General features: G+C 64.9%; 24 protein-coding genes and 1 pseudogene. 15 read left to right on the forward strand and 10 right to left on the reverse strand.

Annotated features, from left to right (window positions below; translation table 11 throughout):
- Positions 1–10: 10 nt before the first annotated feature.
- The 7 genes from CXQ88_RS11025 to CXQ88_RS11055 all read left to right on the forward strand — a co-directional run bounded on the left by CXQ88_RS11025 (position 11) and on the right by CXQ88_RS11055 (position 6106).
- Positions 11–370 (forward strand): urease subunit beta, encoded by a 360-nt coding sequence (locus tag CXQ88_RS11025; RefSeq protein WP_104044208.1) that lies wholly within the window; start codon positions 11–13, stop codon positions 368–370.
- Complete coding sequence (gene ureC / locus CXQ88_RS11030; protein WP_104044209.1) at positions 367–2112, forward strand: urease subunit alpha; 1746 nt, start codon at positions 367–369, stop codon at positions 2110–2112. Before CXQ88_RS11025 ends, ureC begins: the two co-directional genes overlap by 4 nt.
- 36 nt (positions 2113–2148) lie before the next feature.
- The gene (gene ureE / locus CXQ88_RS11035; protein WP_104044210.1) at positions 2149–2628 is read left to right on the forward strand and encodes an urease accessory protein UreE; all 480 of its coding nucleotides are present in this window, start codon (positions 2149–2151) and stop codon (positions 2626–2628) included.
- Between the two features lie 147 nt (positions 2629–2775).
- Positions 2776–3444 carry an urease accessory protein UreF gene (locus tag CXQ88_RS11040; RefSeq protein ID WP_104044211.1) on the forward strand — a complete coding sequence of 223 codons (669 nt, stop codon included), beginning with the start codon at positions 2776–2778 and terminating at the stop codon, positions 3442–3444.
- 12 nt (positions 3445–3456) lie between these two features.
- The gene (gene ureG, locus CXQ88_RS11045; protein ID WP_104044212.1) at positions 3457–4074 is read left to right on the forward strand and encodes an urease accessory protein UreG; all 618 of its coding nucleotides are present in this window, start codon (positions 3457–3459) and stop codon (positions 4072–4074) included.
- Positions 4071–5027, forward strand: a complete 957-nt coding sequence (locus CXQ88_RS11050) for an urease accessory protein UreD (RefSeq protein WP_104044213.1) — start codon at positions 4071–4073, stop codon at positions 5025–5027. Before ureG ends, CXQ88_RS11050 begins: the two co-directional genes overlap by 4 nt.
- Positions 5027–6106, forward strand: a complete 1080-nt coding sequence (locus CXQ88_RS11055; protein WP_104044214.1) for a HoxN/HupN/NixA family nickel/cobalt transporter — start codon at positions 5027–5029, stop codon at positions 6104–6106. The genes CXQ88_RS11050 and CXQ88_RS11055 overlap by 1 nt, the downstream gene beginning before the upstream one ends.
- Here the strand turns inward: CXQ88_RS11055 and CXQ88_RS11060 are convergent, their stop codons facing one another.
- The 5 genes from CXQ88_RS11060 to CXQ88_RS11080 form a co-directional block, all read right to left on the reverse strand.
- Positions 6107–6607, reverse strand: coding sequence for a transferase (locus CXQ88_RS11060; protein WP_104044215.1), 501 nt, complete (start codon positions 6605–6607; stop codon positions 6107–6109).
- Positions 6608–6766: 159 nt separating this feature from the next.
- Positions 6767–7426, reverse strand: coding sequence for a GntR family transcriptional regulator (locus CXQ88_RS11065; protein ID WP_104044216.1), 660 nt, complete (start codon positions 7424–7426; stop codon positions 6767–6769).
- 122 nt (positions 7427–7548) lie between these two features.
- A complete protein-coding gene (locus tag CXQ88_RS11070) occupies positions 7549–8568 on the reverse strand; it encodes a transketolase family protein (protein ID WP_104044217.1) in 1020 nt (339 codons plus the stop codon).
- Positions 8565–9491, reverse strand: a complete 927-nt coding sequence (locus tag CXQ88_RS11075; RefSeq protein ID WP_258061820.1) for a transketolase — start codon at positions 9489–9491, stop codon at positions 8565–8567. Before CXQ88_RS11075 ends, CXQ88_RS11070 begins: the two co-directional genes overlap by 4 nt.
- 35 nt (positions 9492–9526) lie before the next feature.
- The gene (locus CXQ88_RS11080; RefSeq protein WP_104044218.1) at positions 9527–10864 is read right to left on the reverse strand and encodes an MFS transporter; all 1338 of its coding nucleotides are present in this window, start codon (positions 10862–10864) and stop codon (positions 9527–9529) included.
- A gap of 208 nt (positions 10865–11072) precedes the next feature.
- Between CXQ88_RS11080 and CXQ88_RS11085 the strand changes: the two genes are divergently transcribed.
- From CXQ88_RS11085 to CXQ88_RS11095, 3 genes are all read left to right on the forward strand, one after another.
- Positions 11073–11846 (forward strand): SDR family NAD(P)-dependent oxidoreductase, encoded by a 774-nt coding sequence (locus tag CXQ88_RS11085; protein ID WP_104044219.1) that lies wholly within the window; start codon positions 11073–11075, stop codon positions 11844–11846.
- A 99-nt stretch (positions 11847–11945) separates the two neighbouring features.
- Positions 11946–12173, forward strand: coding sequence for a hypothetical protein (locus tag CXQ88_RS11090; protein ID WP_258061821.1), 228 nt, complete (start codon positions 11946–11948; stop codon positions 12171–12173).
- 51 nt (positions 12174–12224) lie between these two features.
- A complete protein-coding gene (locus CXQ88_RS11095; RefSeq protein WP_104044243.1) occupies positions 12225–12665 on the forward strand; it encodes an SRPBCC family protein in 441 nt (146 codons plus the stop codon).
- Between the two features lie 25 nt (positions 12666–12690).
- Here CXQ88_RS11095 and CXQ88_RS11100 read toward each other — a convergent pair whose 3' ends face one another.
- Entirely contained in the window at positions 12691–13593 is a 903-nt protein-coding gene (locus CXQ88_RS11100; protein ID WP_258061822.1) for an SDR family NAD(P)-dependent oxidoreductase, read from the reverse strand.
- Between the two features lie 177 nt (positions 13594–13770).
- Here CXQ88_RS11100 and CXQ88_RS11105 point away from each other — a divergent pair, with 177 nt between their 5' ends.
- Positions 13771–14361 carry a TetR/AcrR family transcriptional regulator gene (locus CXQ88_RS11105; protein WP_373637754.1) on the forward strand — a complete coding sequence of 197 codons (591 nt, stop codon included), beginning with the start codon at positions 13771–13773 and terminating at the stop codon, positions 14359–14361.
- Complete coding sequence (locus CXQ88_RS11110; RefSeq protein ID WP_373637755.1) at positions 14358–15470, forward strand: DMT family transporter; 1113 nt, start codon at positions 14358–14360, stop codon at positions 15468–15470. Before CXQ88_RS11105 ends, CXQ88_RS11110 begins: the two co-directional genes overlap by 4 nt.
- On the opposite strand, the pseudogene CXQ88_RS22320 reads toward CXQ88_RS11110, so the two are convergent.
- Positions 15426–15605, reverse strand: a pseudogene (locus CXQ88_RS22320) (DUF3040 domain-containing protein); the annotation flags it as partial. The gene CXQ88_RS11110 and the pseudogene CXQ88_RS22320 overlap by 45 nt on opposite strands.
- 83 nt (positions 15606–15688) lie before the next feature.
- On the reverse strand, positions 15689–16735 hold the full coding sequence (locus CXQ88_RS11120; protein WP_104044223.1) for an aldo/keto reductase: 1047 nt from the start codon (positions 16733–16735) through the stop codon (positions 15689–15691).
- Positions 16736–17166: 431 nt separating this feature from the next.
- Between CXQ88_RS11120 and malQ the strand changes: the two genes are divergently transcribed.
- Both malQ and CXQ88_RS11130 read left to right on the forward strand, forming a co-directional pair.
- A complete protein-coding gene (gene malQ, locus CXQ88_RS11125; RefSeq protein ID WP_104044224.1) occupies positions 17167–19401 on the forward strand; it encodes a 4-alpha-glucanotransferase in 2235 nt (744 codons plus the stop codon).
- A 35-nt stretch (positions 19402–19436) separates the two neighbouring features.
- Entirely contained in the window at positions 19437–20312 is an 876-nt protein-coding gene (locus CXQ88_RS11130; protein WP_258061823.1) for an SDR family oxidoreductase, read from the forward strand.
- Positions 20313–20446: 134 nt separating this feature from the next.
- On the opposite strand, the gene CXQ88_RS11135 is transcribed toward CXQ88_RS11130, so the two are convergent.
- Complete coding sequence (locus tag CXQ88_RS11135) at positions 20447–23308, reverse strand: alpha-amylase family glycosyl hydrolase (protein ID WP_258061824.1); 2862 nt, start codon at positions 23306–23308, stop codon at positions 20447–20449.
- A gap of 505 nt (positions 23309–23813) precedes the next feature.
- Positions 23814–24881, reverse strand: coding sequence for a lactonase family protein (locus tag CXQ88_RS11140; RefSeq protein WP_104044226.1), 1068 nt, complete (start codon positions 24879–24881; stop codon positions 23814–23816).
- Between the two features lie 104 nt (positions 24882–24985).
- On the opposite strand from CXQ88_RS11140, the gene CXQ88_RS11145 reads away from it, so the two are divergent.
- On the forward strand, positions 24986–25759 hold the full coding sequence (locus CXQ88_RS11145; protein ID WP_104044227.1) for a putative protein N(5)-glutamine methyltransferase: 774 nt from the start codon (positions 24986–24988) through the stop codon (positions 25757–25759).
- The last annotated feature ends 219 nt before the right edge of the window (positions 25760–25978 follow it).

Below are 25978 nucleotides of genomic sequence, written 5' to 3' on the forward strand. Positions count from 1 at the left end.
GGGGCAGGCCATGATTCCAGGAGAGTACGTCCTTAAACCGGAACCGGTGACGGCCAACGCGGGGCGGGAGGCGATCGACGTCGCGGTCACCAACACCGGTGACCGGCCCGTCCAGGTGGGCTCGCACTTCCACTTCGCCGAAGCGAACGCCGCCCTGAACTTTGACCGGCAGGCCGCCTACGGCCGGCGCCTGGACATCCCCGCCGGCACCGCGGCGCGGTTTGAACCAGGGGATGCACGCAAAGTGCGGCTGATCGAACTGGCGGGCACCCGCGAGGTACACGGCCTGAGCAACGCCGTCAACGGGCCCTTGACGGCGCCCAAGGGGCCTAGTGGGGCGGAGCAACCAGTGAAGGAGGCCGGCGAGTGAGTTTCGAGATACCCCGCAGGCAGTACGCCGACCTTTACGGCCCGACGACAGGTGACGCCATCCGCCTCGCGGACACCGACCTCTTCCTCGAGATCGAGAAGGACCTCACTGTTTACGGCGAGGAGGTGGTGTTCGGCGGCGGCAAGGTGATCCGCGACGGCATGGGCCAGAACGGCCAAGTGACGAGGGACGGGGACGTCCAAGGGGGAGCCGTTCCGGACACCGTGATCACCAACGCCGTGATCCTGGACTACACCGGGATCTACAAGGCCGACGTCGCGCTCAAGGACGGGCATATCTTCAAGATCGGCAAGGCCGGCAACCCGCAGATCACCGATGGCGTGGATATCGTGATCGGGGCGAGTACGGAAATCATTGCCGGCGAGCGCAAGATCCTCACAGCCGGGGGAGTGGACACCCACATCCACTTCATCTCCCCGGACCAGATTCCCACCGCGCTGTCCAGCGGCATCACCACCATGATCGGCGGCGGAACCGGCCCGGCCGAAGGCACCAAGGCCACCACCGTGACGCCGGGAAAGTGGCATATCCAGCGCATGCTGCAGGCAGCCGAGGGCTTCCCCATGAACATCGGGCTGTTCGGCAAGGGCCACGCATCCGCCGTCGAACCCTTGGCCGAGCAGATCCGCGCCGGCGCCATCGGGCTGAAGGTCCACGAGGACTGGGGCTCCACCACCTCCTCGATCGACACCTCACTCACCGTGGCAGACGAGTACGACGTCCAGGTGGCCATCCACACGGACACCCTCAATGAGTGCGGGTTCGTGGAGGACACCATCCGGGCCATTGGCGGCAGGGTCATCCATACCTTCCACACCGAGGGCGCCGGCGGGGGGCACGCTCCGGACATCATCAAGATCGCCGGGATGCCCAATGTCCTGCCCGCGTCCACCAACCCCACGCTGCCGTACACCCGCAACACCATCGAAGAGCACCTGGACATGCTGATGGTGTGCCACCACCTGAACTCGGACATCCCCGAGGACGTCGCATTCGCCGATTCCCGAATCCGGGCAGAAACCATTGCCGCTGAGGACGTCCTGCAGGACCTGGGCATTTTTTCCATCACCTCCTCCGACTCGCAGGCGATGGGCCGCGTGGGTGAGGTGATCACCCGAACCTGGCAGGTGGCGGACAAAATGAAGAAGCAGCGGGGGGCTTTGCAGGATGACGACGGCGGTTTCCATGGATCTGCGGGCAGCGACAACTTCCGCCTCAAGCGCTACGTGGCCAAGTACACCATCAACCCGGCGATCGCCCAGGGCATCGCGGACTCCGTCGGCTCTGTGGAGGTGGGAAAGTTCGCGGACCTGGTGCTGTGGGATCCGGCCTTCTTCGGCGTGAAACCGGAGCTGGTGCTCAAGGGCGCGCAAATCGCCTACGCACTGATGGGCGACGCCAACGCCTCCATCCCCACACCGCAGCCACGCACGATGCGGCCCATGTTCGCGGCGTTCGGCAAAGCCGTCCAACAGTCCTCCATCACGTTCCTGTCCCAGTCAGCGATCGACGCCGGCGTCCCCCACGAGCTGGGACTGGAGAAGGTCATCCGTCCCGTCTCGGGAATCCGTACGCTGACCAAAGCCGACCTGAAATACAACGACGCCACCCCGGACATCCAGGTGGACCCGGAAACGTACCAGGTGACGGTCGACGGCGAGGACGTCACCTGCGAGCCGTCCGACGTGCTTCCCATGGCCCAGCGCTACTTCCTGTTCTGACCTCTTCTTCCTGACAACCTGACCCGGAGCCTCTCCATGATCATTGAAAAAGTCCTCGGCAACCTGCACGAACTTCCGGACCCGCACGCCTACGCCAACCTGCACCAGGAGAAAGTGGTGCTGCCCAGCGCCCAGCTCGTCAAGCGTATCCAGCGCGCCACCACAGACCATGGCAAGGAGATCGGCATTCGGCTGCCCTCCGGTTCCGGCGACCTGCGCGACGGCGACATCCTGCACGTGGCCGACTCAAACATGATCGTTGTGTCAGTGCTGCCCACCGACGTCCTGGTGATCGCTCCCCGTTCGGTTCACGAAATGGGCGTCGTGGCCCACTCCCTCGGCAACCGGCACCTCCAGGCACAGTTCTTCGACTCGTCGTCGGAGTATGGGGCGGACGTCATGGTGTGCGCCTACGACCACACCGTCGAGGACTACCTCTCCCACGCTGCCGTGCCCTACACCCGCCAGGAACGCGTTATGCCTGTGCCTTTCCGCCATGCTGAGCACAGTCACTAGTCTCCCCGACGTGTTGGGCGCTCCACGGGGTGTGCTGGCTGGGTGCGCCGCCCCGGATTGGGGGCCGTGCCCGCTCCGCGGTGCCCGCCACGCCGCGGCCCCCAATCCGGGCCGTCGCTTTGCTCCGTCACGTTGGGCGGCGGGGCAGTGAGCGGCTATCAGTTGGCGCTGCAGCAACTTACCGATTCCGCCTTGCCTACCGGGGCGTTTGCTCACTCCCTGGGTTTTGAGACGTATGTCGACGCCAGTGTGATCGCTGATGAGGCTTCTTTTGGGGTTTGGTTGTCTGCTTTTGTGTCGCAGCAGTTGACGTATTCCGATGGGCTGGCAATCCGCTTTTTGTATGAGGGCGTTGATATTGGGGAGCTGGATGCCCTCTTGTCTGCTTCGCTGCTGCCTCGGCAGGTTCGGGAAGCCAGTGTGAAGATGGGTTTGCGGTTGCTCGAGATCGGTGGGGAGGTCTTTCCGTCGGCTGAGCTGGGACTGTACCGGGACGTGGTGACCACCGGGCGGGCTGCGGGGCATCAGCCGCTGGCGTTCGCCGTCGTCGCCCGTTCACTGGGCGTGCCGCTGCACGAGGCGCTCGCCGCCTACCTGTTCGCCACCGCGACGTCGCTCACCCAGAACGCGGTCCGCGCCATCCCGCTTGGCCAGAACGCCGGCCAGCGGCTGCTTCGGCAGGCGGCCGCCGACGTTGCTGCCGCCGTCGAACGCATCCCGCACCTGACGCCGGACGACTTCGGGGCCCTCAGCCCCGGACTGGAAATTTCGCAAATGCGGCACGAACGCCAACGTGCCCGGATGTTCATGAGCTAACAGGAGGACAGTATGACGGAACCCATCAAGATCGGCATCGGCGGACCAGTCGGAGCCGGCAAAACCCAGCTCGTGGAGCGGCTCACCCGCCACATGAGCGGCGAGATTTCCATGGCCGCCATCACCAACGACATCTACACCATCGAGGACGCCAAAATCCTCGCCGCCAACGGCATCCTCCCCGTGGATCGAATCATCGGCGTCGAAACCGGCGGCTGCCCGCACACGGCCATCCGTGAAGACACCTCGATGAACACCGCCGCCATCGAGGAACTCAAAGCCCGCCATCCCGACCTGCAGGTGATCTTCGTCGAATCCGGCGGCGACAACCTCTCCGCCACCTTCAGCCCCGAACTCGTCGACTTCTCCATCTACATCATCGACGTGGCACAAGGCGAAAAAATCCCCCGCAAAGCGGGCCAAGGGATGATCAAGTCCGACCTCTTCATCATCAACAAAACCGACCTCGCCCCGCACGTCGGCGCAGATTTGTCAGTCATGGAGCGGGATTCCAAAGAGTTCCGCGCAGACAAGCCATTTTGCTTTACAAACCTGAAGACAGATGAAGGGCTGGACAAGGTCATCGATTGGATCCGCCACGACGTCCTGATGCTCGACCTGGCCACATGACGTCAAGCAGTTCCGTCGTTATCTCCCCATGGGCGGCGTCCGCGGATGAAGGGGGCCGTGCCCGCTTCGCGGTGCCCACCACGCCGCGGCCCCCTTCATCCGCGACCGCTTACCGCCCAGTAAGAGGGCGCTTGGAGCTGGGCATCAAAGTGCATAACGGCAAGTCCTTCGCGGCCCGGCAGTTCCATGAGGGCGCTCTTCGTGTGCTGCGGCCGCATTACCTTGATGACTCGGGGCAGGTTTGCTACGTCGTGGTTAATCCTGGTGGGGCTTATCTGGGGGCGGACCTTTTTGATTTGGATATTGAAGTCCAGGATGACGCTGATTTGTTGTTGACTACTCAGTCTGCGACAAAGGTTTATCGGACTCCTGAGGCTTTTGCTGAGCAGCGCATGGTTGTTCGGTTGGGGGAGCGGGCGCGGTTGGAGCTTGTGCCGGACCAGCTCATTGCCTATCGGGAGGCCAGCTATCGGCAACGGACGCACGTGACTCTGCGGCCGTCGTCGTCGTTGGTGATGGCTGAGGTGGTGACGCCCGGTTGGTCTCCGGATGGGGCCGCCTTCCAGTACGAGGAACTGCGGCTGCGGAACGAGATCCATGTCGAGACTAATGCGGGCAGGCAACTGCTGGCGCTGGACAACCTGCTGATCCGGCCGCCGTCGGGGGATGTTACCGGTGTGGGATTTATGGAAGGCTTCAGCCACTTGGGTTCGCTGATCGTGGTGGACCCGCGCGTGGACCAGGCGCTCGCCGATGAGTTGCACCGCGCCACATCGCAGCGTGATGCCTTGGCCGGAGTCTCGTTGAGCCGCAGCATAGATGGAACCACCGGGCTGGTCCTGCGCGCACTGTCGAACAGCACAGGCGAACTGGATCTCCTTCTTGGCGCGTGCACGGCCCTCCTCCGGGAGCGATGGCACGGGCAGGAACCACTGAACCTGAGGAAACACTGATGACAGCTCTCGCGAACATCACCACCCTCTACCGCCGGCGGGAAGCGTTGCCGCTGCGGACCCGCCTGCTGTGCATGTTCGGTGCGGTGGCCGCGCTGCACGCTGCCGCCGTCGTACTTCTCCTCGCGGGGAGCGCAGGAAACCTGGGGGAGGCCGGTGCGCCCGGCAAGCAGGCGCTCACGTGGGGCCTGGTCCTCACGGCCTATCTCGCAGGCGTGAAGCACAGCTACGACTGGGACCACCTCGCGGCCATCGACAACTCCACCCGCAAGTTCGTGGCGGACCGCCAGGACCCGGTCAGCGTTGGCTTCGCCTTCAGCCTGGGACATAGTTCGGTGGTGACGCTGGCAGGCATTCTGGTAATCGCGGGGGCCGCCGTCGTGGGGGAGTTCATGCAGGACGGATCCGCGGGCAATCTGGTGCTCGGGCTGATCGGCAGCGGCGTTTCTGGCCTGTTCCTGCTGGCCATGGGCATGTTCAACGGCTCGGCGTTCGCCCGTTCGGCGCAGGCCTACCGCCGGGCACGGGCCGGAGCGGCGATTGATCCCCTGGACCTTGAACCAAAGGGGCTGGTGGCACGGCTGCTCACCCGCCCGCTGTCGAGGGTGCGCCGGCCGCGGAACATTTACGTGATCGGCTTCCTGTTCGGCCTGGGCTTCGACACCGCTACAACTATCGGGCTGCTGATGATGACGACGGCGGCGTCGCTGGCCGGGGTGCCGCCCTTCGCCCTTCTGGCGCTGCCGCTGGCATTCACCGCCGCCATGACCCTGTGCGACTCGCTGAACGGGATGGCCATGATGCGGATGTACCGCTCAGCACTTGATGACCCGCAGCGGAAACTGGGCTTCAACGCCCTGGTGACCGGCATCTCGGCGGTGTCCGCGCTGTTCATCGCCGTGATCACCCTGGGCGGGTTTTTCAACGCGGCTTTCGCCCTGGAGGACCCCCTCACGGTGTGGCTGGGATCCATCGACCTGGGCGACGCCGGCCTACTGCTGGTGGCCCTGCTGCTGGCGGTCTGGGGTGCAACTGCGTTGAAGGGACGGCTTCAGGGCGCGTCAAAACACCAGCGCTAGTCAGGCGGCCATCCGGCCCTTGTTTCTCAGATGCACAGGGCCTTTGGCGGCGGACGGAATTTTAGACGTGGACGGAACTTTCGCGCGGTCTTTCGCCTGCTCCGAGACTCGTCCGGTGGAGCCCAACGGCACGTGCCCGCCGTCAGGAACTGCGCTGTCCGCATGCAAGTGGACCCCGTGCTCGATGAGGACTCCCGAGCCGACCCGTGAGTGGCTGCCGATGTGCACCCTGCTGCCGATCACCGTTCCCCGGCCGATCCGCACGCCGTCGCCAATAACGGCCCGGTCGCCAATGGTGGCATCTCGGTCGATCCAGCTGCCGTGACCAATCCGGCACCCCGATCCAATCCGGGCGCCGTACTCCACATAGGTCATCGGGCCGATGCGTGCGCTCTCGGCCACGGATGCACCAGGTGCGGTGAGTCCGCCGCCGTTGGCATGGCGGACATAACGGGTGACCTTCCCGGCGTCATCTTCAACTGAGACATACTTCGCGTTCATTCAATCCCTCGCTCGAATGCGCGGCACTTTCCGCACATTCAGTTAACGGTCCGGAACTCAAATGGATTCCCTGGGGCACTGCGGGGGCACTGTGGGCTCGCTTAAGGGCCGCAAACGGGCACAACAAAGGGACCGCCAAGCCGGGGACGAAGGGCGGCGCTAAGCTACGAGGTTGGCTGCCGCGGAGTCCATGTGCGCGCGGATGGTGGTGCGGGCGAGCGACGCGTCACCGGTTTCGATGGCCGACACAATCTCACGGTGACGGTCCACGCTCATGTTCTTGACACCCTTTTCAAGGCCGCCGAACATGATGGACATCCGGATGGACCCTTCCAGGGACTGCCAGGAGTGCAGCAGAGTTTCATTGCCGGTCAGCCGGCACAGGGTCCGGTGGAATTCCATGTCCGATTCGATCCGCTCCTCAAGCGACGCATCCTGGGCCGCTTCCATCACATCAATGGTCTTATGGAGGGACTCGATCGCATGGGCGCGGTCCGGGAGTTCGCAGAGGGTGCGTGCGGCCAGGGATTCAAGGGCGGCGCGGACGGCGAAGATGTCGCGGATTTCCTTTTCATCCAGGTGCCGGACGGACAGCCGGCCACGGGGCCCCGCAGACAGCAGGCCTTCCTGTTCAAGCTGGCGCAGCGCTTCACGCAGGGTTCCCCGGCTGATTTGCAGCATCTCGGACAGCTCGGTTTCCACCAGATGCCGGCCAGGCGCCAACTCGCCGCTGGTGATGGCCGTCCTCAGCGCCGAGAGCGCCTGCTCGCGCAGGCTCTTCTTTTGCAGTCCCAGCAGGGGGGCTGTCAGTCCGGCCATGGCGTCTGTCCTCAGTGTTGTAAGTCGACTGTTTACAGTCTGTTCTAGTTCCGATAGTACGGCAGAAAGCACGGCACCGGGCTGAACCAGTGCCGTGCTTTCTGCATCTGCTGTAGCCGCGCTTAGCCGAGTTCGGCGAGCACTTTTGCCACGATTCGGTCCACGGCCAGGCCGTAGCGGTCGTGAAGGGTGGGCAGCGCGCCGGCGTCCAGGAACTGGTCAGGCAGTGCGACGGGAACCACGCGCTTGCCCACTCCGGCGGTGACGACGGCGGAGGCGACCGTTTCGAACAGGCCGCCCACCACACTGTGGTTCTCCAGCGTTACGGCGAGCCGGTCGGTGTTGATCTCGGCGAGGACGGTGGCGGCGTCGAACGGCTTGATGGTGGGGGTGTGGACGACGGCGACATCCACGTTGTGTGCCGCGAGGGCCTTGGCTGCCTGGAGGGCGCGCATGGTCATCAGGCCGGAGGAGATGAACACGACGTCATTGCCGTCGCGCAGCACCTTGGCCTTACCGAGCTCGAACGTGTAGTCGTACTCGTCTAGGACGGTGGGGACGTTGCCGCGGAGCAGGCGCAGGTAGGTGGGCCCGTCGCTGGCTGCCAACTGCGGGACTGCCTGCTCGATATCGATCGAGTCGCAGGGGTCAACGATGGTCAGGTTAGGCATACCGCGGAAAATCGCCATGTCCTCGGTTGCCTGGTGGCTGGGGCCGTAACCGGTGGTCAGGCCGGGCAGGCCACCCACGATGTTCACGTTCAGGTTGGGCTCTGCGGCGTCCAAGCAGAGGAAGTCGTAGGCGCGGCGCGCGGCGAACACGGAGTAGGTGGAGGCGAAAGGCACGAGCCCCGTTTCGGCCAGCCCGGCTGCGGCGCCGAAGAGGAGCTGCTCGGCCATGCCCATCTGGAAGAACCGCTCCGGGAAGGCTTTGGCGAAGATGTGCATGTCCGTGTACTTGCCCAGGTCCGCGGTGAGGCCGACGATTTTGTCGTTCTCCTGCGCGGCCTTGACCAGCGCGTGCCCGAACGGGGCGGACGCGGTCTTCTGGTCGGGGTCGGCGAAGGAGGCGATCATCGCCGAGGTCTTCAGCTTCGGCTTTGCGGCTGTTGTGGTGTCCGGGGCCTCGGTGGTGGTGCTCATGCTGAAGCCTTTCCTTCGTATCCTGCGGTCAGTTGCTCGCGGCAGGTCTGCCATTCGTGTTCTTCGATGCGCATGAAGTGCGCCTTTTCGCGGTCCTCCAGCAGCGGAACGCCGCGGCCCACTTTGGTGTCGCACAGGATTACCGAGGGGCGTCCGACGGCGGCGGCCTGGGCGGCGGCGTTGTCGAACGCTACGAGCAGCGCGCCGACGTCGTTCCCGTCCACCCGCTGGGTGTACCAGCCGAAGGATTCCCACTTCTCGGTGACCGGCTCAGTGCGCAGTACCGTGTCCGTCTTGCCGTCAGCCTGCAGGGCGTTGATGTCCACCATCGCGGTCAGGTTGCCCAGCTGGTGGTGGTGGGCGCCCATCGCGGCTTCCCAGGTGGAGCCTTCATCGAGTTCGCCGTCGGAGAGGAAGTTGTACACGCGGGCGCTGGAGCCCTGGTAGCGCAGCCCCAGGGCCATTCCGACGGCGATTGTCAGGCCGTGCCCGAGGGAGCCGCCGGAGATTTCCATGCCGGGGGTGTACGTGGACATTCCGGACATCGGCAGCCGTGAATCGTCCGAACCGTAGGTTTCCAGTTCCTCAACCGGAACGATCCCGGCCTCGGCGAGGGCTGCGTAGTGGCCGATCGCGTAGTGACCGGTAGAGAGCAGGAACCGGTCCCGGGCCTCCCAGTGCGGGTCCTCGGCACGGAACCGCAGCTGGTCGCCGTACACAGCGGCCAGCATGTCCGCTGCACCAAGGGCCTGGCCCACGTAACCCTGGCCCTGCACCTCGCCCATGTTCAGGGCGTGGTGCCGGATCCGGTAGGCCGCCGCGCTGATCTTCGCGATGCGCTCCTGCGGAATCCCGGTCTGTGCTGCCTCGAGGTGGGTCACTTCGTTCGTGGCTGCCTGGTCCTGGGCGGTATCTGTAGGCATAGTTGGCTCCGTGTTCGTTTCGTGCGTGACAGTCATTAGACGCTCACAGTGTTGGGGGTGCTCTTAGTGGCTTCCTCAGCAAGTTGCCGTTCGTGCTTGCCCCAGGTCTCCCTGGTGGCCAGGGCTGCCCAGAGACCGATGGCAGCGTAGAAGCTGAAAAGCAGGGCCGGGCCCATCCAGCCCAGGGCGACGAACAACAGTGTGGTGATGAAGGGGGTGAACCCGGATACCATCGCGGAGATTTGGTAGGCCAGCGAGGCGCCGGAGGAGCGGGTCTTGGCCTGGAAGAGCTCCGGGAACCAGGGGCCCTGGGCACCGGCCAGCGAGTTCTGGCAGACGGCGTAGGAGATGGCCACCGTGATGATGATGGCGATGAACATGCCGGTGTTGACCAGCAGGAACATGGGGATCCCGAAGAGCAGGGCGAAGGCCGTGGACCAGACGTACAGCGGCCGGCGCCCGATCCTGTCCGTCAGCCGGGCCCAGGCGGCCGTAGCAAAGATGCCGATTGCGGAGGCGATGCAGAGAGCCACGAGGGTTTCGGTCTTGTTCGCGAGCTGCTCGGTGTGCAGGTAGGAAATCATGTAAGTGATGGAGACGGCGTAGCCGGCAGTCTCGGCGATGCGCAGGCCGATTCCCTTGACGATGTTGCGCCAGTCGGTCTTGATGACCTCGACAATGGGGGATTTTACGATGGCGCCGCTTTCCTTGACCTCGTCAAAGACCGGGGACTCGGGGACTTTGGCGCGGATGATCAGTCCGACGGCAACCAGCACGATGCTGGCCAGGAATGGAACGCGCCAGGCGAGTTCGCCGCCGAGGTTCACGCTCACCAGGAAGACGAGGTTGGCGAGCAGGAGCCCCACCGGGAAGCCGGCCTGGACGATGCCGGTGTACTTGCCCTTGGATTTCCAGGGTGCATGCTCGTAGCTCATCAGGATGGCACCGCCCCATTCAGCGCCGAACGCGAGGCCTTGGACGATGCGGACAAACACCAGCAGTGCGGGAGCCAGCAGGCCCACTTGCTCGTAGGTCGGCAGCAATCCGATGAGGAATGTGGCAACACCCATGAGGATCAGCGAAGCCACGAGCACGGGCTTGCGGCCTACCTTGTCCCCGAGGTGCCCGCCAATGACTCCGCCAATGGGGCGGGCCGCGAAGCCAACGCCGAGGGTGGCGAAGGCGGCAAGGGTGCCGGTGACGGGGTCGCCGGTGGGGAAGAAGGCCGTTCCGAAATACAGCGCAGCGGCGGTGCCGAAGCCGATGAAGTCGTAGGTCTCGATGACTGCGCCGACCCCTGAACCGACTGCAACACGCTTCGCGTCCTTGGTGCCATGCACATGGCCGCGCATTTTGAGAGCTTCGTTGCTCATGGTGGTTCCCTTCCGAATAGCGACTAAGGAAAACCTGCCGCTGTCGACTGTTAACGATGGTACCTCTCCAGTGTGACCTTCATCATGAACACTGTCAACAGTCAACTTAGAGGGTTGACTGTTGACAGTTGGATTCCGTAGTGTGGTCCGTATCACTGCTGCACCTGGGACTGAAGTCCGATGTTGTGCGAAACACCAAGGAGCAATCATGACCACCATCCAGCGCACCGCCGTCCTCACCGGGGCAACCTCGGACAGGGGGATTGGCATCACTACCGCCCGCCGCTACGCCAGTGAAGGCTGGGCGGTAGTCATCCTGGACCTCGACGGCGAGAAGTCAGCAAAGGTCGCCGCCGAAATCGGCAACGAGTTCAACGTCCCGGCATTCGGTCACGAGATCGACGTCGCGAATGAAGCCTCGGTCACCGCCGCCCAGGCCGCAGTTGCCGCCGAGGTCACTGCCGGCAACCTGCCGCCCGTGGGTGCCCTCGCCAACATCGCCGGAATCACTTCCCCGCTTCCGTTCCTGGAGACCACTTTGGAACTGTGGCACAAGGTGATGGACGTGAACGCAACGGGCACCTACCTGGTGACCAAGGCATTCCTGCCGGACATGATCGACAACGGCTGGGGCCGGATCGTCAACATGTCTTCGGTTTCCGCCCAGCGCGGCGGCGGGGTGTTCGGCAAGGTCCCGTACTCCGCGGCCAAGGCAGCCATCCTCGGCTTCACCAAGGCCCTGGCGCGGGAACTTGGAGCCACCGGTGTCACCGTTAACGCCATCACACCTGGTGCCGTGGATACCAATATCCGCGTCGGCAGCACCGAGGAACAGGAAGCCGCGATCAACGCCGGTATTCCCCTGGGCCGGAACGCCACCACGGACGAAGTGGCTGCTGTCATCACCTTCCTGTCCTCCGAAGACTCGGCGTACCTCACCGGCACCACCATCGACATCAACGGCGGAAGCCACCTCCACTAAAAGCCCCGGCAGCGAAAGCCCACTGGCATGAGGACGGAGCAGGGCAGCGGGATGAAGCCGTATCGCTACCATGACTGGAGCCGACTGATTGGAGCGCCGGTGGAGGTCCGAAAGGACTTCGAGATTGTGCGGGCCGGCACCGTGGATGACGCCATGGCGGATTCGTCTGCCTTATGGCTTGCCGCGGACGCAACGGGCGGCAGGGCCCTCTTCACTGCCGCAGAGGGTTACGAGGTGTGGATTCGGCCGCAAAAGCTCAGCGGAAAGCTCTGTTTCAAAATGGCAGCTGCCCAACTGTCCGGGTCCCACCCGGGCGCGTCCCGGTAAGCAGGCCAGGCGGGGGTGGGTTTCCCGGCGCGCGCTTCCTACACTGGGGTGATGATCACAGTCACTGGAAGTGTGGAAACCAGGCTCCCCGCTGAGCAGGCCTTTGCCTACATGCGGGAGTTCGAAAACACCAGCGAGTGGGACCCCAGCACCCCGGTAATGGACAAACTGACGCCTGGTCCGGTGGCTGTGGGACACAGGTACCACGCCGAGTCCGAATTCCGGGGCAAGCGCCAGACCCTTGAGTACGAGGTCATCGAACTGACCGCGAACCACATCAAGCTCCGTGGCGAGAACAAAACAGTCACAGCGTTCGACTGCATCGATGTCAGTCCCGCCGGAGGGGGCTCGGTGGTCAAGTACACCGCCGAGTTCAGCATCAAGGGCCCGGCAAAGATCATTCAGCCGTTGCTGAAGCCGGCCTTCATGTCACTGCGCGACCCCGCCTTGAGTGGAATCAGGGACACCCTCAACGCGCGTGCCCTGACCTAAGGCACTACGTCCGGGAGCAGGCCTGCTAGGAAAGTTCGGACAGACGCGTGCACACGTCCCATAAGCGCCTGCGGGCTTCAGGATCAGAGCCCATGCCCGGCGTCGGAATCTCCTGCCGCTTGGTCCAAAGCTTCCCTGAGACCTCCGATGCTTCGGGCGAGGTGGCAAGCCAGACTGCTGTGTCAGCGGCCCTTTCGGCAGGGGCGCCGAAAGTGTTGGTGACCCAGCGGAACGGGCCCCCTACGTCCTGAAGCAGTGCGGTGTTCTTGACGAGGCCCGGATGCACCGCGTTTGCCACCACACCCGTGCCGCGCAGTCGTTCTGCGAACTCTTGAGTAAGCAGGACGCGGGCGAGCATGGTGGGCGGCGTCGAGCGAAGGTAGCTGTATTTGCCCTTTGCCGTCTGAAGGTCGTCGAAGTTGAGCGTGGCGTTGCCGTATCTTGAGGCGACGTTCACTATTCGTGCTGGAGCCCAAGCCCGAGCCGAAGCGGGCCCGCCTGCGGTTCCCGGGTTTGCGTTCCCGGTGGCGGCTGCGCGCTTGAGCGCATCGAGCAGCAGGTTGGTCGCCAGGAAGTAGGCCATCACGTTTGTGGCGAAAGTCAGTTCGAGCCCGTCCGGAGTGACGTGGCGTTCCTTGCGGAAGACACCGGCGGCATTAACAAGCACATCCAGCTTGTCGTGGCGGGACAGGAAATCGGACGCCGCCCTCCGGATTGAGGATTGGACCGAGAGGTCACAGGCCAGCGGCTCGAGCCGGGCGTCCGGAACCAGCGTGCTGATGCCTGCCATTGCCGCCTCCGCCCGGGCAACCGAACGTCCAACAACAACGACGGCGGCACCCTCCCGTGCCAAACCGGCAGCTACCGCTTTACCCAGGCCGCCCGTCGCGCCAGTGACCAGCGCCAACCGCCCCTCCATTGATCCCATCCCTGCCTCCTCAGCACCTTGGAGTGTGTGCCTACGGGTGGCTCCGCTGCCGGGAGCCCGCCCGGCGCCTTCAGATTACGCCTCCAAGGCGGCCCGTCCCACCACGCGTTGGGCTGAAACTACGCAGGACGTGCCACGGTAGGTAGACTGGTCTACCTACCGCCCCAAGGAGTGCCCGTGACCCCGTCAGCAGTGTCAGGCAGGAAGTCCGCCCGCGATCTGTTGCTAGCGGCAGCAGCACGGCTCTTTTACGCCCAAGGTGTCGGAGCTACCGGCATCGACGCCATCACCGCTGAAGCAGGGGTGGCAAAAAAGAGCCTGTACAACAACTTTTCTTCCAAGTCCGATCTGGTCCGTGCCTACCTCGACGCCCGGCACGAGGAGTGGCTAGGCCTCTACCGGGCGCGCGTGGACACCGCCCCCGGACCAAGGGAACGCGTGCTGGCCATCTTTGACGCCTACCTCGATCACGCGCACTTTGCCTATGCGAACGGATTTCGGGGGTGCGGCCTGCTCAACGCCGCGGCGGAATTGCCGGCCGGCAGCCCGGGCCGTTTGGCAGTGCGGCGCCACAAGGAAGAAGTCGAAGACCTCCTCGCAGCTCATTTGGCGGAGCTGCTCCCGGGCCAGGAAGAGCGCCGGACAAGGCTCGCCAGTCATCTGGCCTTCCTGCTCGAAGGCGCCATGGTCCGCGCGGGCCTTGAAGGCGGGGATACCAGACTCCTCGAGGGCCGCACCATCGCCGCGCAGTTGATGGACGAGCTGTGACGGCTTCGACCGGCCACATGTCCGGTCCGTTGTGGGGCGCCGTTTTTGTGCTCGCCGCCTCGGTGCTCTGGGGCACCACGGGAACGGCTGCCACTTTTGCTCCCGAGGTCAGTCCGTTGGCCATCGGTGCGGTTGCGATGGGAGTTGGCGGGTTGCTGCAGGCTCTGTACGCGGCCCACCCGGTCCGCGCGCAATGGCGGCGCCTCCTGGAGCGATGGCCGCTGGTGTCCCTGGGGGCGCTGGCGGTTGCTGTATATCCCCTGGCCTTTTACAGCTCGATGCATCTTGCCGGTGTGGCCGTGGGGACTGTGGTTTCCATTGGCTCGGCCCCGTTGGCTGCAGCGGTGATCGAACGCGTTGCTGACCACAAGCCGCTTACCCGCCGCTGGATGGTGGGAGCACTGCTCGGCGTGGGGGGCGCGGTGCTGTTGTCGTTTGCCGGGCAGCGGCACGACGGCGGCGGCGCAGGTGCCGCGGCAGAGAACTGGTGGACACCGGCGGGCATAGCCCTGGGCCTCGTCGCCGGCATCACCTACGCCCTCTATTCGTGGGCGGCCCACCGCCTCATCGGCAGTGGCGTTTCCTCCCGGGCCACTATGGGAACCGTCTTCGGGGCTGGCGGGGTGCTGCTGATGCCCGTCCTGTTTCTCACCGGCCGCCCGCTCGCTGAGTCCTGGACGAACTTCACCGTGGGGGCCTACATGGCCCTCGTTCCCATGTTTGCCGGGTACGTTCTGTTCGGGTGGGGATTGGCACGGGTGCGTGCCAGTACGGCCACGGGTCTTTCGCTGGTGGAGACCGTGGTGGCAGCGGCATTGGCTGTGTTGGTGGTGGGGGAACGGCTGCCGGCAGCGGGCTGGGTCGGAGCCGGGACCGTTCTGGCGAGCCTGTTCTTCCTGGTTCCACGTGCTTCAGCGCAGGGCCAACAACACCAAAACAACACGGAGCTACGTCGGCTGCCCTCCCCGCCTGCGCCGGCCCAGGGGATGCTTGTGCAGAGCGAGGCAGGCGCCGAAAGCCATCAGCAGAAACCCGGTGACAGCGATACCGATGACCTGGCCGCTGAGGCCCGCGACGAAAAGGACAAGGCCGAGCAAGCCCGCGGCTGAACCGTAGTAGAAGCCTGCCCTGAACCGGCGTGAGGGGTAGCCGGAGAGCAGCTCCATCGCCAGGTGGGGATCGTCGGCGATCAGCCCGAGTTCCAGCTCCTTGAGGAGCCTCCGCTCCTCCTCGGACATTGGCATTGGACGCCCTTGAATCTAAATCGGGAGTATCGATATGACCGTAGGATTCTTGTCCGGTTGAGTCAAGAGTGTGGGGCTCCGGCCTAGCGCCGTCGTAGTTCTGCGAACTCCAGCGAGGGAACGATGGCGCCCGCGTCCCGCTCCACAAAGTTAGTGCCCGGCGGGACAACGTCATCGATGGCGTCCAGCACGGACTCACCCAGCCGAACTTCGGCCGCCTTCAGATACGCCGCCAAGTGCTCTTCGCTGCGCGGCCCAATGATCACGCTGCTGATGGCCGGATGCGCCAACGCGAAGCCGATGGAGAGGTCAACCAGCGAAACCTCCAGCTTGTCGGCCAGCCGGGCCAGCGCATCCGCGGCGTGCAGCTTGCGCTCGCTGGAGGGGCCGGAGATGTCATAGCGGCCGGGAAGGGAGTGCACCCGGGTGGGCGCCTTTCCGGACTCCAGGACGAAGCTGCCGGACAGCCAGCCGCCGGCCAGTGGTCCGTACGCCAGCACGCCGAGGGCGTACTGCTGGGCGATGGGGAATACGTCGCGTTCGTTGGCGCGCACCAGCATCGAGTACGGCACCTGGTTGCCCAGCGGCGGGATCAGGTGGTTGGTGGTGGCGAGCCACTGCGCCTCCACCAGCTGCGCCGGAGTGAACACCGAAGTGCCGTAGTAAAGGATCTTTCCCTGCCGGATCAGGTCATTGAGGGTGGTGATGGTTTCAAGGACGTCGGTGTTGTAGTCCGGCCGGTGCGCCTGGTACAGGTCGATGCGGTCAGTCTGCAGGCGGCGGAGGCTGCCCTCCACGGCTTGGGTGATCCACCGCCGGGAGTTGCCGGCGTGGGCAGGGTTGGGGCTCATCTGGCCGTGGAACTTGGTGGCGAGGAAGACGTCGTCGCGGCGGCCCCGAAGTGCGCGGCCCACCACCTGTTCCGATTCACCCTGGGAGTAGACATCGGCAGTATCTATGGCGGTGATGCCCGAGTCGAGCGCGGACTGAATGATCCGGATGCTCTCCTCCGCTCCGGTGGGAGCGCCGGGGGGCCCACCGGTTCCCTCGCCGAAGTTCATGGTGCCGAGGGTCAGCGGGCTGATAGGGGTGCCTGATCGCCCGAACACCCGCAGTTCGCTGAGGCTCATCTCCGGTCTCCTCCGATTTTGTGCGGCACGTTGCTTCCATTGCGTGCCCTCGATCGTCACGAGGCTACACAGATTGGCCGTACTCCGGCGGATTCCCGCCGCAGGGCTTAGCTTTTCGACTTCCGGAGTAACGCACGGGCCCGGGTATGACGTTTTGTGGAGCACGGTGAGGGCAGAACATCACTTATAAGGGTCATTGCACACCCAGCAGCGACACCCAACTCCCCAACCGGACCCCGCCTTGGTGATCCCGCAAAACCAGTGTTTTCAGGAAGAAGCGAGCTCTGAAACGCTGTAACGGGTTGCTCCGGTTTCGCCTCTGAGCCGCCCTGCAATAATCTGAACCAACGGTTGTGCGGGGGTGCAAACGCCCGGTGCAACAGGCAGCACTGTAAGTTCGGGCCACATCACACCAGACGAGGCGGACACGCATGACGGCTTCAGACCAGCAGCACCCACAGGAATCGCAGATACCCGCGGATCCGCCGGGCTTTCCGCCCGCTGCCCGCGAAGCTGCTGCCGGGACTGTGGATCCGCACCTGCTCCAGCAGTTGGCGGACGTCCACGGAGTGGGAACCTCCTTCCAGGGCTGGGACGGGCTGCCACACCATGTTGCCGAAGAAACCCTGGTCAAGGTGCTGGCCTCCCTGGGGGTGCAGGCCCACACCAATGAGCTCATCGAGGCGGCGCTCGCGGAAGCGGAACTGGCTCCCTGGCGGCGGATGCTGCCTCCCGCCGTCGTGATCCAGCAGGGCGAGCCGGCGCAGGTCCCGGTCCATGTACAGGACGGCGCCACGGCGCAGGTGAGCATCACGCTTGAAGGCGGTGCTGGGACGCGGGATGCCGTTCACCAGGACCTCTGGGTGCAGCCGCGGGACGTCGACGGCGTATCCACCGGGCGTGCCACCTTCGCTCTCCCGCAGGACCTGCCGCTGGGGTGGCACACGCTGCACGCAGAATCAGAAGGCGCCACCGCGTCCAGCACCCTGGTGGTGGTGCCCGCGCGGCTGACCACCGCCGCGCCACTGGAAGGGCGCCGCGGCTGGGGGCTGGCCACCCAGCTGTACTCCGTGCGCTCAAGGCGGTCCTGGGGTATCGGCGACTTCTCTGACCTGGCCGACCTTGGTGCGCTGAGCGCAGCCCGCGGGGCCGACTACATTCTGGTCAATCCGCTCCACGCCGCCGAGCCGGTTCCGCCTGTGCAGCCCTCGCCATACTCGCCGTCCACCCGGCGGTTCTTCAACCCGCTGTATATCCGCATCGAGGCAATTCCCGAGCTGGCGTACCTCAAGCCGCGCAAACGCGCCGCGGTGGAGAAGCTTCACGAGGAAGTCGCTGCCCTGAACAAGGAGGGCGACCGGCTGGACCGCGATTCGGTCTACGCCGCCAAGCTCCAGGCCCTGGAGATGCTTTACCACACGCGCCGGTCGCCGGCGCGGCAGGCGGCCTTTGATGAGTTTTGCCGCATCTCAGGCAAGGGGCTGGACGACTTTGCCCTGTGGTCCGCGATCCGCGAGGACCTGCCGGCCGGGGACCCCTTCTGGTCGGACCCCGCCGGCGCCCTTGGTACGCCGCAGACCGAGGCGCTCCGGGAAGGGCTTCAGGACCGGATCGGGTTCTACCGCTGGCTGCAGTGGATCTGCGACGAACAGCTTGAAAACGCTCAGCAGGCAGCGTTGCGGTCCGGCATGCGGCTGGGCGTAGTCCACGACCTCGCCGTGGGGGTGGACCACAGCAGCGCGGACGCGTGGACACTCCGCGACGTGCTGGCTGCCGGCACCAGCGTGGGCGCCCCGCCGGACATGTACAACCAGCAGGGCCAGGACTGGGGCCAGCCGCCATGGCATCCGGCACGGCTCGCGGAGGCTGGCTACATTCCATTCCGCAACATGCTGGCCACGGTGCTGCGGCATGCGGGCGGTGTACGGGTGGACCACATCCTGGGCCTGTTCCGGCTCTGGTGGATCCCGTCCGGCAACTCCCCGGGGGACGGCGCATACGTGCGCTACGACCATGAAGCCCTGATCGGCATTCTCGCCCTTGAGGCGCAGCGCGCGAATGCCGTGGTGATCGGCGAGGACCTCGGCACTTTCGAGCCCTGGGTCCGGGACTACCTTGCCGCCCGCGGCATCCTCGGGACCTCCATCCTTTGGTTCGAGTACGACGGCGATTCTCCCCTTGCGCCCGAAAAGTACCGAACGCAGGCACTCGCCAGCGTGAATACACACGACCTTCCACCCACCGCCGGGTACCTTGCCGGCGACCACGTGGCGCTGCGCAGCGGCCTTGGCCTCCTTGAGCGCTCCGAGGCGGAGGAACGGGCAGAACACGATGCCTCCCTGGAGAAGATGCTGGCTTTGGTGCGCGAGCGCGGCTACTTGCCCGAGGATGTTTCCGGCGGTGCGGGGGCCAGTGAAGAGCAGACCATCGAGGCGCTGCACCTGCTGCTGACGCAGGCGCCGTCGGTACTCCTCGGTGTTGCCCTGGTTGATGCCGTGGGGGAGCGACGGGTCCAGAACCAGCCCGGCACCACCGAAGCGCTGTACCCGAACTGGCAGGTTCCGCTGGGCGGGCCGGACGGCAAGCCGGTGTTCCTCGATGATCTTCCCGCCAATGCACGGTTCAACTCGCTGCTGGCGGCGGTGGAGGAGGCCCTGCGCGGGTAAGCTGCGCGGCCAGGTTAAGAGGCCAGGAGGCGACGATGGGTGAGGGACCAGTACTGGTAGTAGGAGGCACCGGCATGCTGGGCGGCCAGGTGGTGACGGAGCTGCTGAACCGGGGAAAACAGGTGCGCGCCCTGGTACGCCCCGGCTCGGATGCTTCCCGGCTTGAGTCTGCAGGCGCGGAGATCGCCCGCGGCGACATGATGGATCCGGAGTCGCTGCGGCGGGCTATGGCTGGGGTGGATGCGGTGGTGACCACGGCCGCCGGCTACACCCGCCACCGCAAGGGCGACACCCCGGAGATCGACACTTTAGGCAACTCGAACCTCGTTGAAGCGGCCAAACGCGCTGGGGTCCGACGGTTTGTCCTTACCAGCATCCTGACGTGCGACCTTACACCCGGCGTTCCGCACTTCTGGCACAAGAGGCTTATGGAGGACCGGCTCCAGGCCCTGGGCGTGCCGTTTGTCGCCTTGCGGCCCGGGGCTTTCCTGGACCAGGTGACCCGGTTCGGCGGCGACCCGGTGAGTCGGCACAAGGTGATGTGGCTCGGTTCGGCCGGCATCCCGCTGACGTTTACGCTGACTCCGGATGTCGCCGGATACCTGGCCGCAGCCGTGGATGCTCCGGGAGTGGAGGGCCAGCGCATCGATATCGGCTGGGACAGGCCCATCGCCATGCAGGAGTTCGCCGACCTCGCCGAGCAGCTGACAGGTGAGGAAGTCCGTGTCCGGCCAGTTCCCCTTCGTGTCCTGCGTGCCGCCGGGACGCTGCTGGGGCCGGTCAACCCCATGGCGAAGGACACGGCCGCGATGATTGGCTGGTTCCAAACTGGCCGGTACGAGCTGACACCACCCGGCAGCGGGAAGTGTTTGGGACGCCGCCCACTGCGGAGGACGCGGTGCGGCGGCTGATCACCAGCCTCGGGCACGCTGTGCGAAGCTAGGCTCTCCCCGGGCGGGACACCCCCCGCAACAGCAGGGCCACCTGCCGCCTCTCCGGTTCCGGATTAGCGGCAGGTGGCCCTTGTATGTGGCAGCAGGACGTTTCAGTCCGCCGTTATCAGGTGCGTGACGTGGTCGTAGCGGAAGGTGACCGCTCCGCCGTCGTGCTCGAACGGAATGTCGGCACCAGGGCTGGCCCCGCCTGCCCCGTAGCTGACGCCCCAGGACCGGTCCAGGGCGGCTTTAAATGCGTAGCTGCCGGCGGCCAGGTCCGGTATGGAGAGCTTCCACACGAGATCAGCCGGATCCAGCACGAGTTGTGCCTGGCCGCACGCCGGCTCCCAGTCCGTGGCGCAGCCGAGTTCGCTGTCCATGCTCCCGGCAGCCGCAACGGCCCCGGGCTGTTGGGAGGCGTACACCGCGCTGATCACGTGTGTGCTGTTGTCGTAGCGGAACGTGACCGGACCGCCGGGGTGGTCCAGCACCAGGTTGGGTCCGTTGAGGGCGCCGCCGGCCCCGTAGTTCGCGTCCTGGCCGCCGTTGAGCGCGGCCTTGTACTCGTACTGCCCGGCGGGAAGGTCAATGGTCAGGCGCCAGATCTTGTCCGCCTGGTCCAGGGCCATCTTGGCCTGGCTGCAGGTCGGATCCCACGGTGCGGCGCAGCCCATCGCCTGGTTGAAGGACCCGACTACTGTCACCGAATCAGGCTGTGGCGCCTCGCCCACGGTCACCGTCCGGACATCGCTGGTGACACTGAAACCGGGGCCGGCCGTGGTGGCCCGGTACTGCACCTGGGTCCCGTCCGCCAGTGCGGCGACGTCGTCCTTTACCGAGTACACCGGTGATGAATCATCCGAACCCACCGCTGTCCACTCCCCGCCTGCCACGCTGCGCTCGAACTGCACCACATGGCTGGCCTTTTCCGGGTCCGCCGTGGCGCTGAGTTCCACCGGGCCTTCCACGCTGCTGCCCTCCCCGGGCTTCTGCAGGGTGAGGACCGGCGCCGGAACTGCTGCCGTGCGGGACTGTGACGTCGCGGTGTGCCGTCCGTTGTCCAGCACAGTAGCGCGGTACTCCACGGCTGTCCCGGCTTCCAATTCCGCAACGTCGTGGAACACCTGGTACGGCGCGGTGTCGTCGGTGCCGATAGGCTGCCACGTTCCGCCTGCCGTCTTTGCTTCGAAGGTGACCTCGTAGAACGAGGAACCGTCGACATCGGCCGTGACCTTAAGGCGCCCGTTGTCACCTTGCGCCGCTGCCGGCTCCTGGAGGACGACGGCGGGCGCAGCCTTGGAGTGCGGAATCCGGCCCGACGACTGGTAGACCACGGCGGAAAGCGGCGGGACGGTGACCGACAGCTTGCCGTCAGCAGACGTCTTGGCCTCGTCCGCGCCTTCGCCGTAAACGCGGGTGTAGTTGCGCTTGGCGATGTAGGTGGGCACCTCCGCGGTCTGTGCCTGCTCGCTGTTGTTCAACGCCACCACGTACTCGCGCTGGTCCTCGGCGTCCGTGCGGGAAAAGGCGTAGATGCCTTGCCCATCGGAGGCGTAGCGGTGCTGGTGGGCGCCGTCGCGCAGGGCAGGATGCTCCTTGGTCAGGCTGGCCAGCTGGCTGATCTTTGAGTACAGCGGGTGCGTGGTGTTGAAGTTGTCCGTGGCATGGGTTGCATCGGTGCCCAGCAGGTCGTCGTCCAGATATTCCGGCACCTGGCTGGCGAAGAGCGTCTGCCGGGCGTCCTGGTCCCCGCCAGCGCCGGTGAAACCCTGCTCGTCGCCGTAGTAGATCACGGGGTTGCCGCGGGAGAAGTACATCAGCTCGTGGGCCAGCCGATCGCGGGCCACCTGCTCGGCGTCTGTTGAACCGGGATTGTCAGCGGCGATGAAGCTGCCGATGCGGCCCATGTCATGGTTTCCCAGGAACGTAGGAAGTTGGTAGACGTTGGAGTCGGCGTCGGTGTACCAGTCGTCACCCGCGAAGAAGGTTTCAAGAGTGGTGGCGTCCTGGCCCTTGGAGGCGAAGTTGCGGGCCGCGTCCTGGAAGGGGAAGTCCAGCACTGCCTGCATGCTGTTCCGGGTGGTGAACTGCGAGGTGAAGCTCTTCGTGGTGTCAAAGACTTCGCCGAACATAAAGAACTCGTCTTTGCCCTGTTCCTTCGCATAGTTGAGGACATCCGGGCCGAATTCCTGCCAGAACTCGTTGTTGACGTGCTTCATGGTGTCGATTCGGAAGCCGTCCACGCCGAAGTCCTTGATCCAGGCTTTGTAGATGTCCTTCATGCCGTCCACCACCCCGGGGTGTTCGGTGAAGAGGTCATCGAGGCCGAAGAAGTCGCCGTAGTACGCATCCTCACCCGCGAAGGTGGTGTCGCCGCGGTTGTGATAAAGAGTGGGGTCGTTGAGCCAATAGGGTACCTTCAGGTTTTCTTCGCCCGGTTCGAGTACGGGTTTGTAGGGGAAGGATGTTTTGGGGTCGAGTTTGGGGAAACTGTCAGAGCCCGCATAGTCCCGGTCGTCGAACTCCTTGCCTGCGGCCGTCTTGTAAGGCACTTCGTCCTTGGAGGTGTATCCCCTGCGTGCGGCTCCGTCATAGCCGATGACGTCCGCGGTGTGGTTGGTGATGATGTCGAAGTACACCTTCATGCCGCGGCTGTGGGCTTCGTCGATCAGGGCTTTGAGTTCCGCGTTGGTGCCCAGGTGCGGATCGATCTGCGTGAAGTCAGTGATCCAGTAGCCGTGGTAACCGGCCGATTTGTCCTCCGGCTGTACGGCCTTGTTTTTGAAGCTCGGGGTGAGCCAAATGGAAGTTGTGCCCAGGCCCTGGATGTAGTCAATCTTGTCCAGCAGGCCAGCGAGGTCCCCGCCGTTGTAGAACCCTTTTTGGGTAGGATCGAAACCGGACACCATCGGGTCATTGCTCAACCCGCCGTGGTCATTGGCCGTAGTCCCGTTGCTGAACCGGTCGGCCATTACAAAGTAGAAATTCTCGTCCGTGACGGGGGAGCGCAGGCTGTGCAGGGCCGACGTCGAACCCCGGTCTTCGGGGCCCGGATCCTTGGAGCCGGGGGCTGCCTGCGCGGGAAGAACCGACGCCGAAACGGCGACTGCCGCTGCGACAAGTACGGCGGCAGTGCGGGCTGCCGTTGTTTGGACGGTGGTATTGAGCCCAGTGGCTTGAGGTGGGGTAGAGGAGGGGGTTCTCGTGCTCGTTCTGGTGCTTGCTGTGCTGCTTGTTCTGGCGCGTGGGAAAGCGCATGGGAGGGTGCGGAATTTCAAGACACGAGACCTTTCCTGGTAGCGGCGCTGCTTTACAGGCTTGCCGGGGCAAGGGTTCAGTGAGGCTGCCCGGTCGCAACCCAGCTAGGGCAACCCTGTGAACCAAGTCACAACTGTAAGCGCTTGCACTGAATAACTCCAGCGTTCAGGAAAGGTAGTTGTTCGCTGCCTGGAGGCCTTGTTCTGCGGGCACGAAGGCCTATCCGGTGGATGCCGGGGCGTGTCCTCCAGGTACCAAGGCCGTGGGGGAGGGCGTCTCCAGGTTGTGGACCACAGGGCCTGGTAAGCCCGTGGCGGGGTCCAGTTCAAAGGTTGCTATGTTGTCCGACCGCTCGTGGGCGACGTGGAGCCAGCGGCCGCTGACCAGATGATGGCGCGGCCAGTCTCCTCCGCTGGGGAAGTCTCCGACCGGCACGAGTTCCGTCCCGTCGGCTCCCACCTCCAGCACGCTGACCAGGTTCGAGCCGCGCACGCCTACGTACACGTACCTGCCCTCCTGACCCAGGCTGATTTCCGCAGCCGAGTCGTCCGGCAGGCTGCCGCCGGAAGTGGCCGGACCCCGGAAAACGAGCTCGAACGTCCCGGCTTCCGGCCTGACGACGAAGACCTCAACCGAGTATTCAGAAACCACAAAAACGCTGCCGCTGGCGTGCTGCACCAAGTGGCGGGGGCCGCACCCGAAGGGGAGGGCCACCTCGTGATCGGCGACCAGGCCCGACCCGGGAACATAATTCCAGATCCGGAGGGTGTCGTGGCCCAGGTCCGTCGTCATGATGCGCCCGTCCTGCAGCATTAGGCTCGCGTGGGCGCGGCTCTGCCTGGGCTCGCCCGGAGACTGGCTGGCATGCGGATCCACCGAGGGAAGCGCCGGAAAGCGTGCCTGGATGCCGCCGTCGGAGTCCAGTTCGTACAGCAGGACCTGTCCGTCGCCCCAGCAGGTGGCGGTGAGGAAGCGGCCCTGCGGGTCCACCGCCACGTGGCAGGTAGCTTCTCCTGAGCGTTGCGGATCACCAAGGGGCTCCAGCCCAAAATCACCCGTACGTCGGAAGGCGCGAACCATCTTCCGTTGCTCGGCCACTGCGTACACCACTGGCAAGGTGGGGTGAACGGCAACGAACGACGGCGAATCAGTCTTGACGGCCGTGCCCAACCATTCGAGCGAGCCGTCAGGTTGCGCGGACAGTGCGCCGATTCCCTCCGCGCGTCCGCCGCCGTCGGGAGTGTAGGTGCCGGTCCAGATCAGGGCGCGTGGGGCAGGGGAAGTCATAGGTCCATCCTGCCAACAAAAGCACTCAAAACCGGGGAATTGCGGATTAGCATTGGATTCCAGCGGCTGCAAAGGAGGCGAGTCAGATTCCCGACCTGGTGCGCATGCTGCGGGCGGCCGGCTGCGTGTTCGCCGAAGATGAGGCACAACTGCTCATGTCCGAAGCGCGTGGCCCCGCTGAGCTTTCCGGGTGGGTCGAACGCCGCGTTTCCGGGGAGCCACTCGAGTGGATCGTTGGCTGGGCGGAGTTCTGCGGACTTCGGATTGCCGTTGATACAGGTGTTTTTGTGCCGCGGCGCCGCACCGAACTGCTCGTTTTGGAAGCCGCTTCCCTGCTGCGGGAAGGCCTGACGCCGCCTGCGTCGCCGTCATCCGGCGTCGTGGTGGATCTATGTTGTGGATCCGGGGCTGTGGGCGTCGCAGTAGCCTCCCAAGTGTCGGTAGGGGAACTTTACTCGGCGGACATCGACCCAGCTGCGGTGGAGTGCGCTCGCCGCAATGTGGCGGCGGCTGGCGGGCACGTCCATCGAGGTGACCTGTATGCAGCCCTTCCTGCCAGGCTCAAGCAGCAAGTACAGCTCATCGTGGTAAACGCCCCATATGTGCCCACAGGCTTGCTGCCGACAATGCCGCCCGAAGCCAGAATCCACGAGCCGCCGCTTTCGCTGGATGGCGGCGCCGATGGTTTAGACCTCCATCGTCGCGTCATCCGAGAAGCCCCGGAGTGGCTGGATCCCAACGGCCATCTTGTTATCGAAACCAGCGAACGCCAGGCAGCAGGAACTGCGGCCCTCATGGCTGCCGCAGGATTTGCCGCACGGACTGTCCACTCTGAGGAGGTGGACGGCACGGTCGTGGTCGGCAGCTCAAAGGTGTAGTTCGGGCTTCCCGGGTCTTCGGCGGTGCATTCTTTGTGGATAGTCGCTGCCCCGACATGGCTCAGTCGAAAACCCTTCCGCAAGAGGGGGCGCCCAGTGTTTAGCGCCTCCGCCAGGGCTTGAGTGGCCCTCACTGCCGGATGGGTGGTGGGGGTGGTTTGAAGTAGTGGTTTTGTTGGGGTTTTTGGTGGGGGTCGAGGTGTTTTGGGGGTGTGTACC

It is taken from the genome of Arthrobacter sp. ZGTC412, from assembly GCF_002929215.1.
GTDB lineage: Bacteria > Actinomycetota > Actinomycetes > Actinomycetales > Micrococcaceae > Arthrobacter.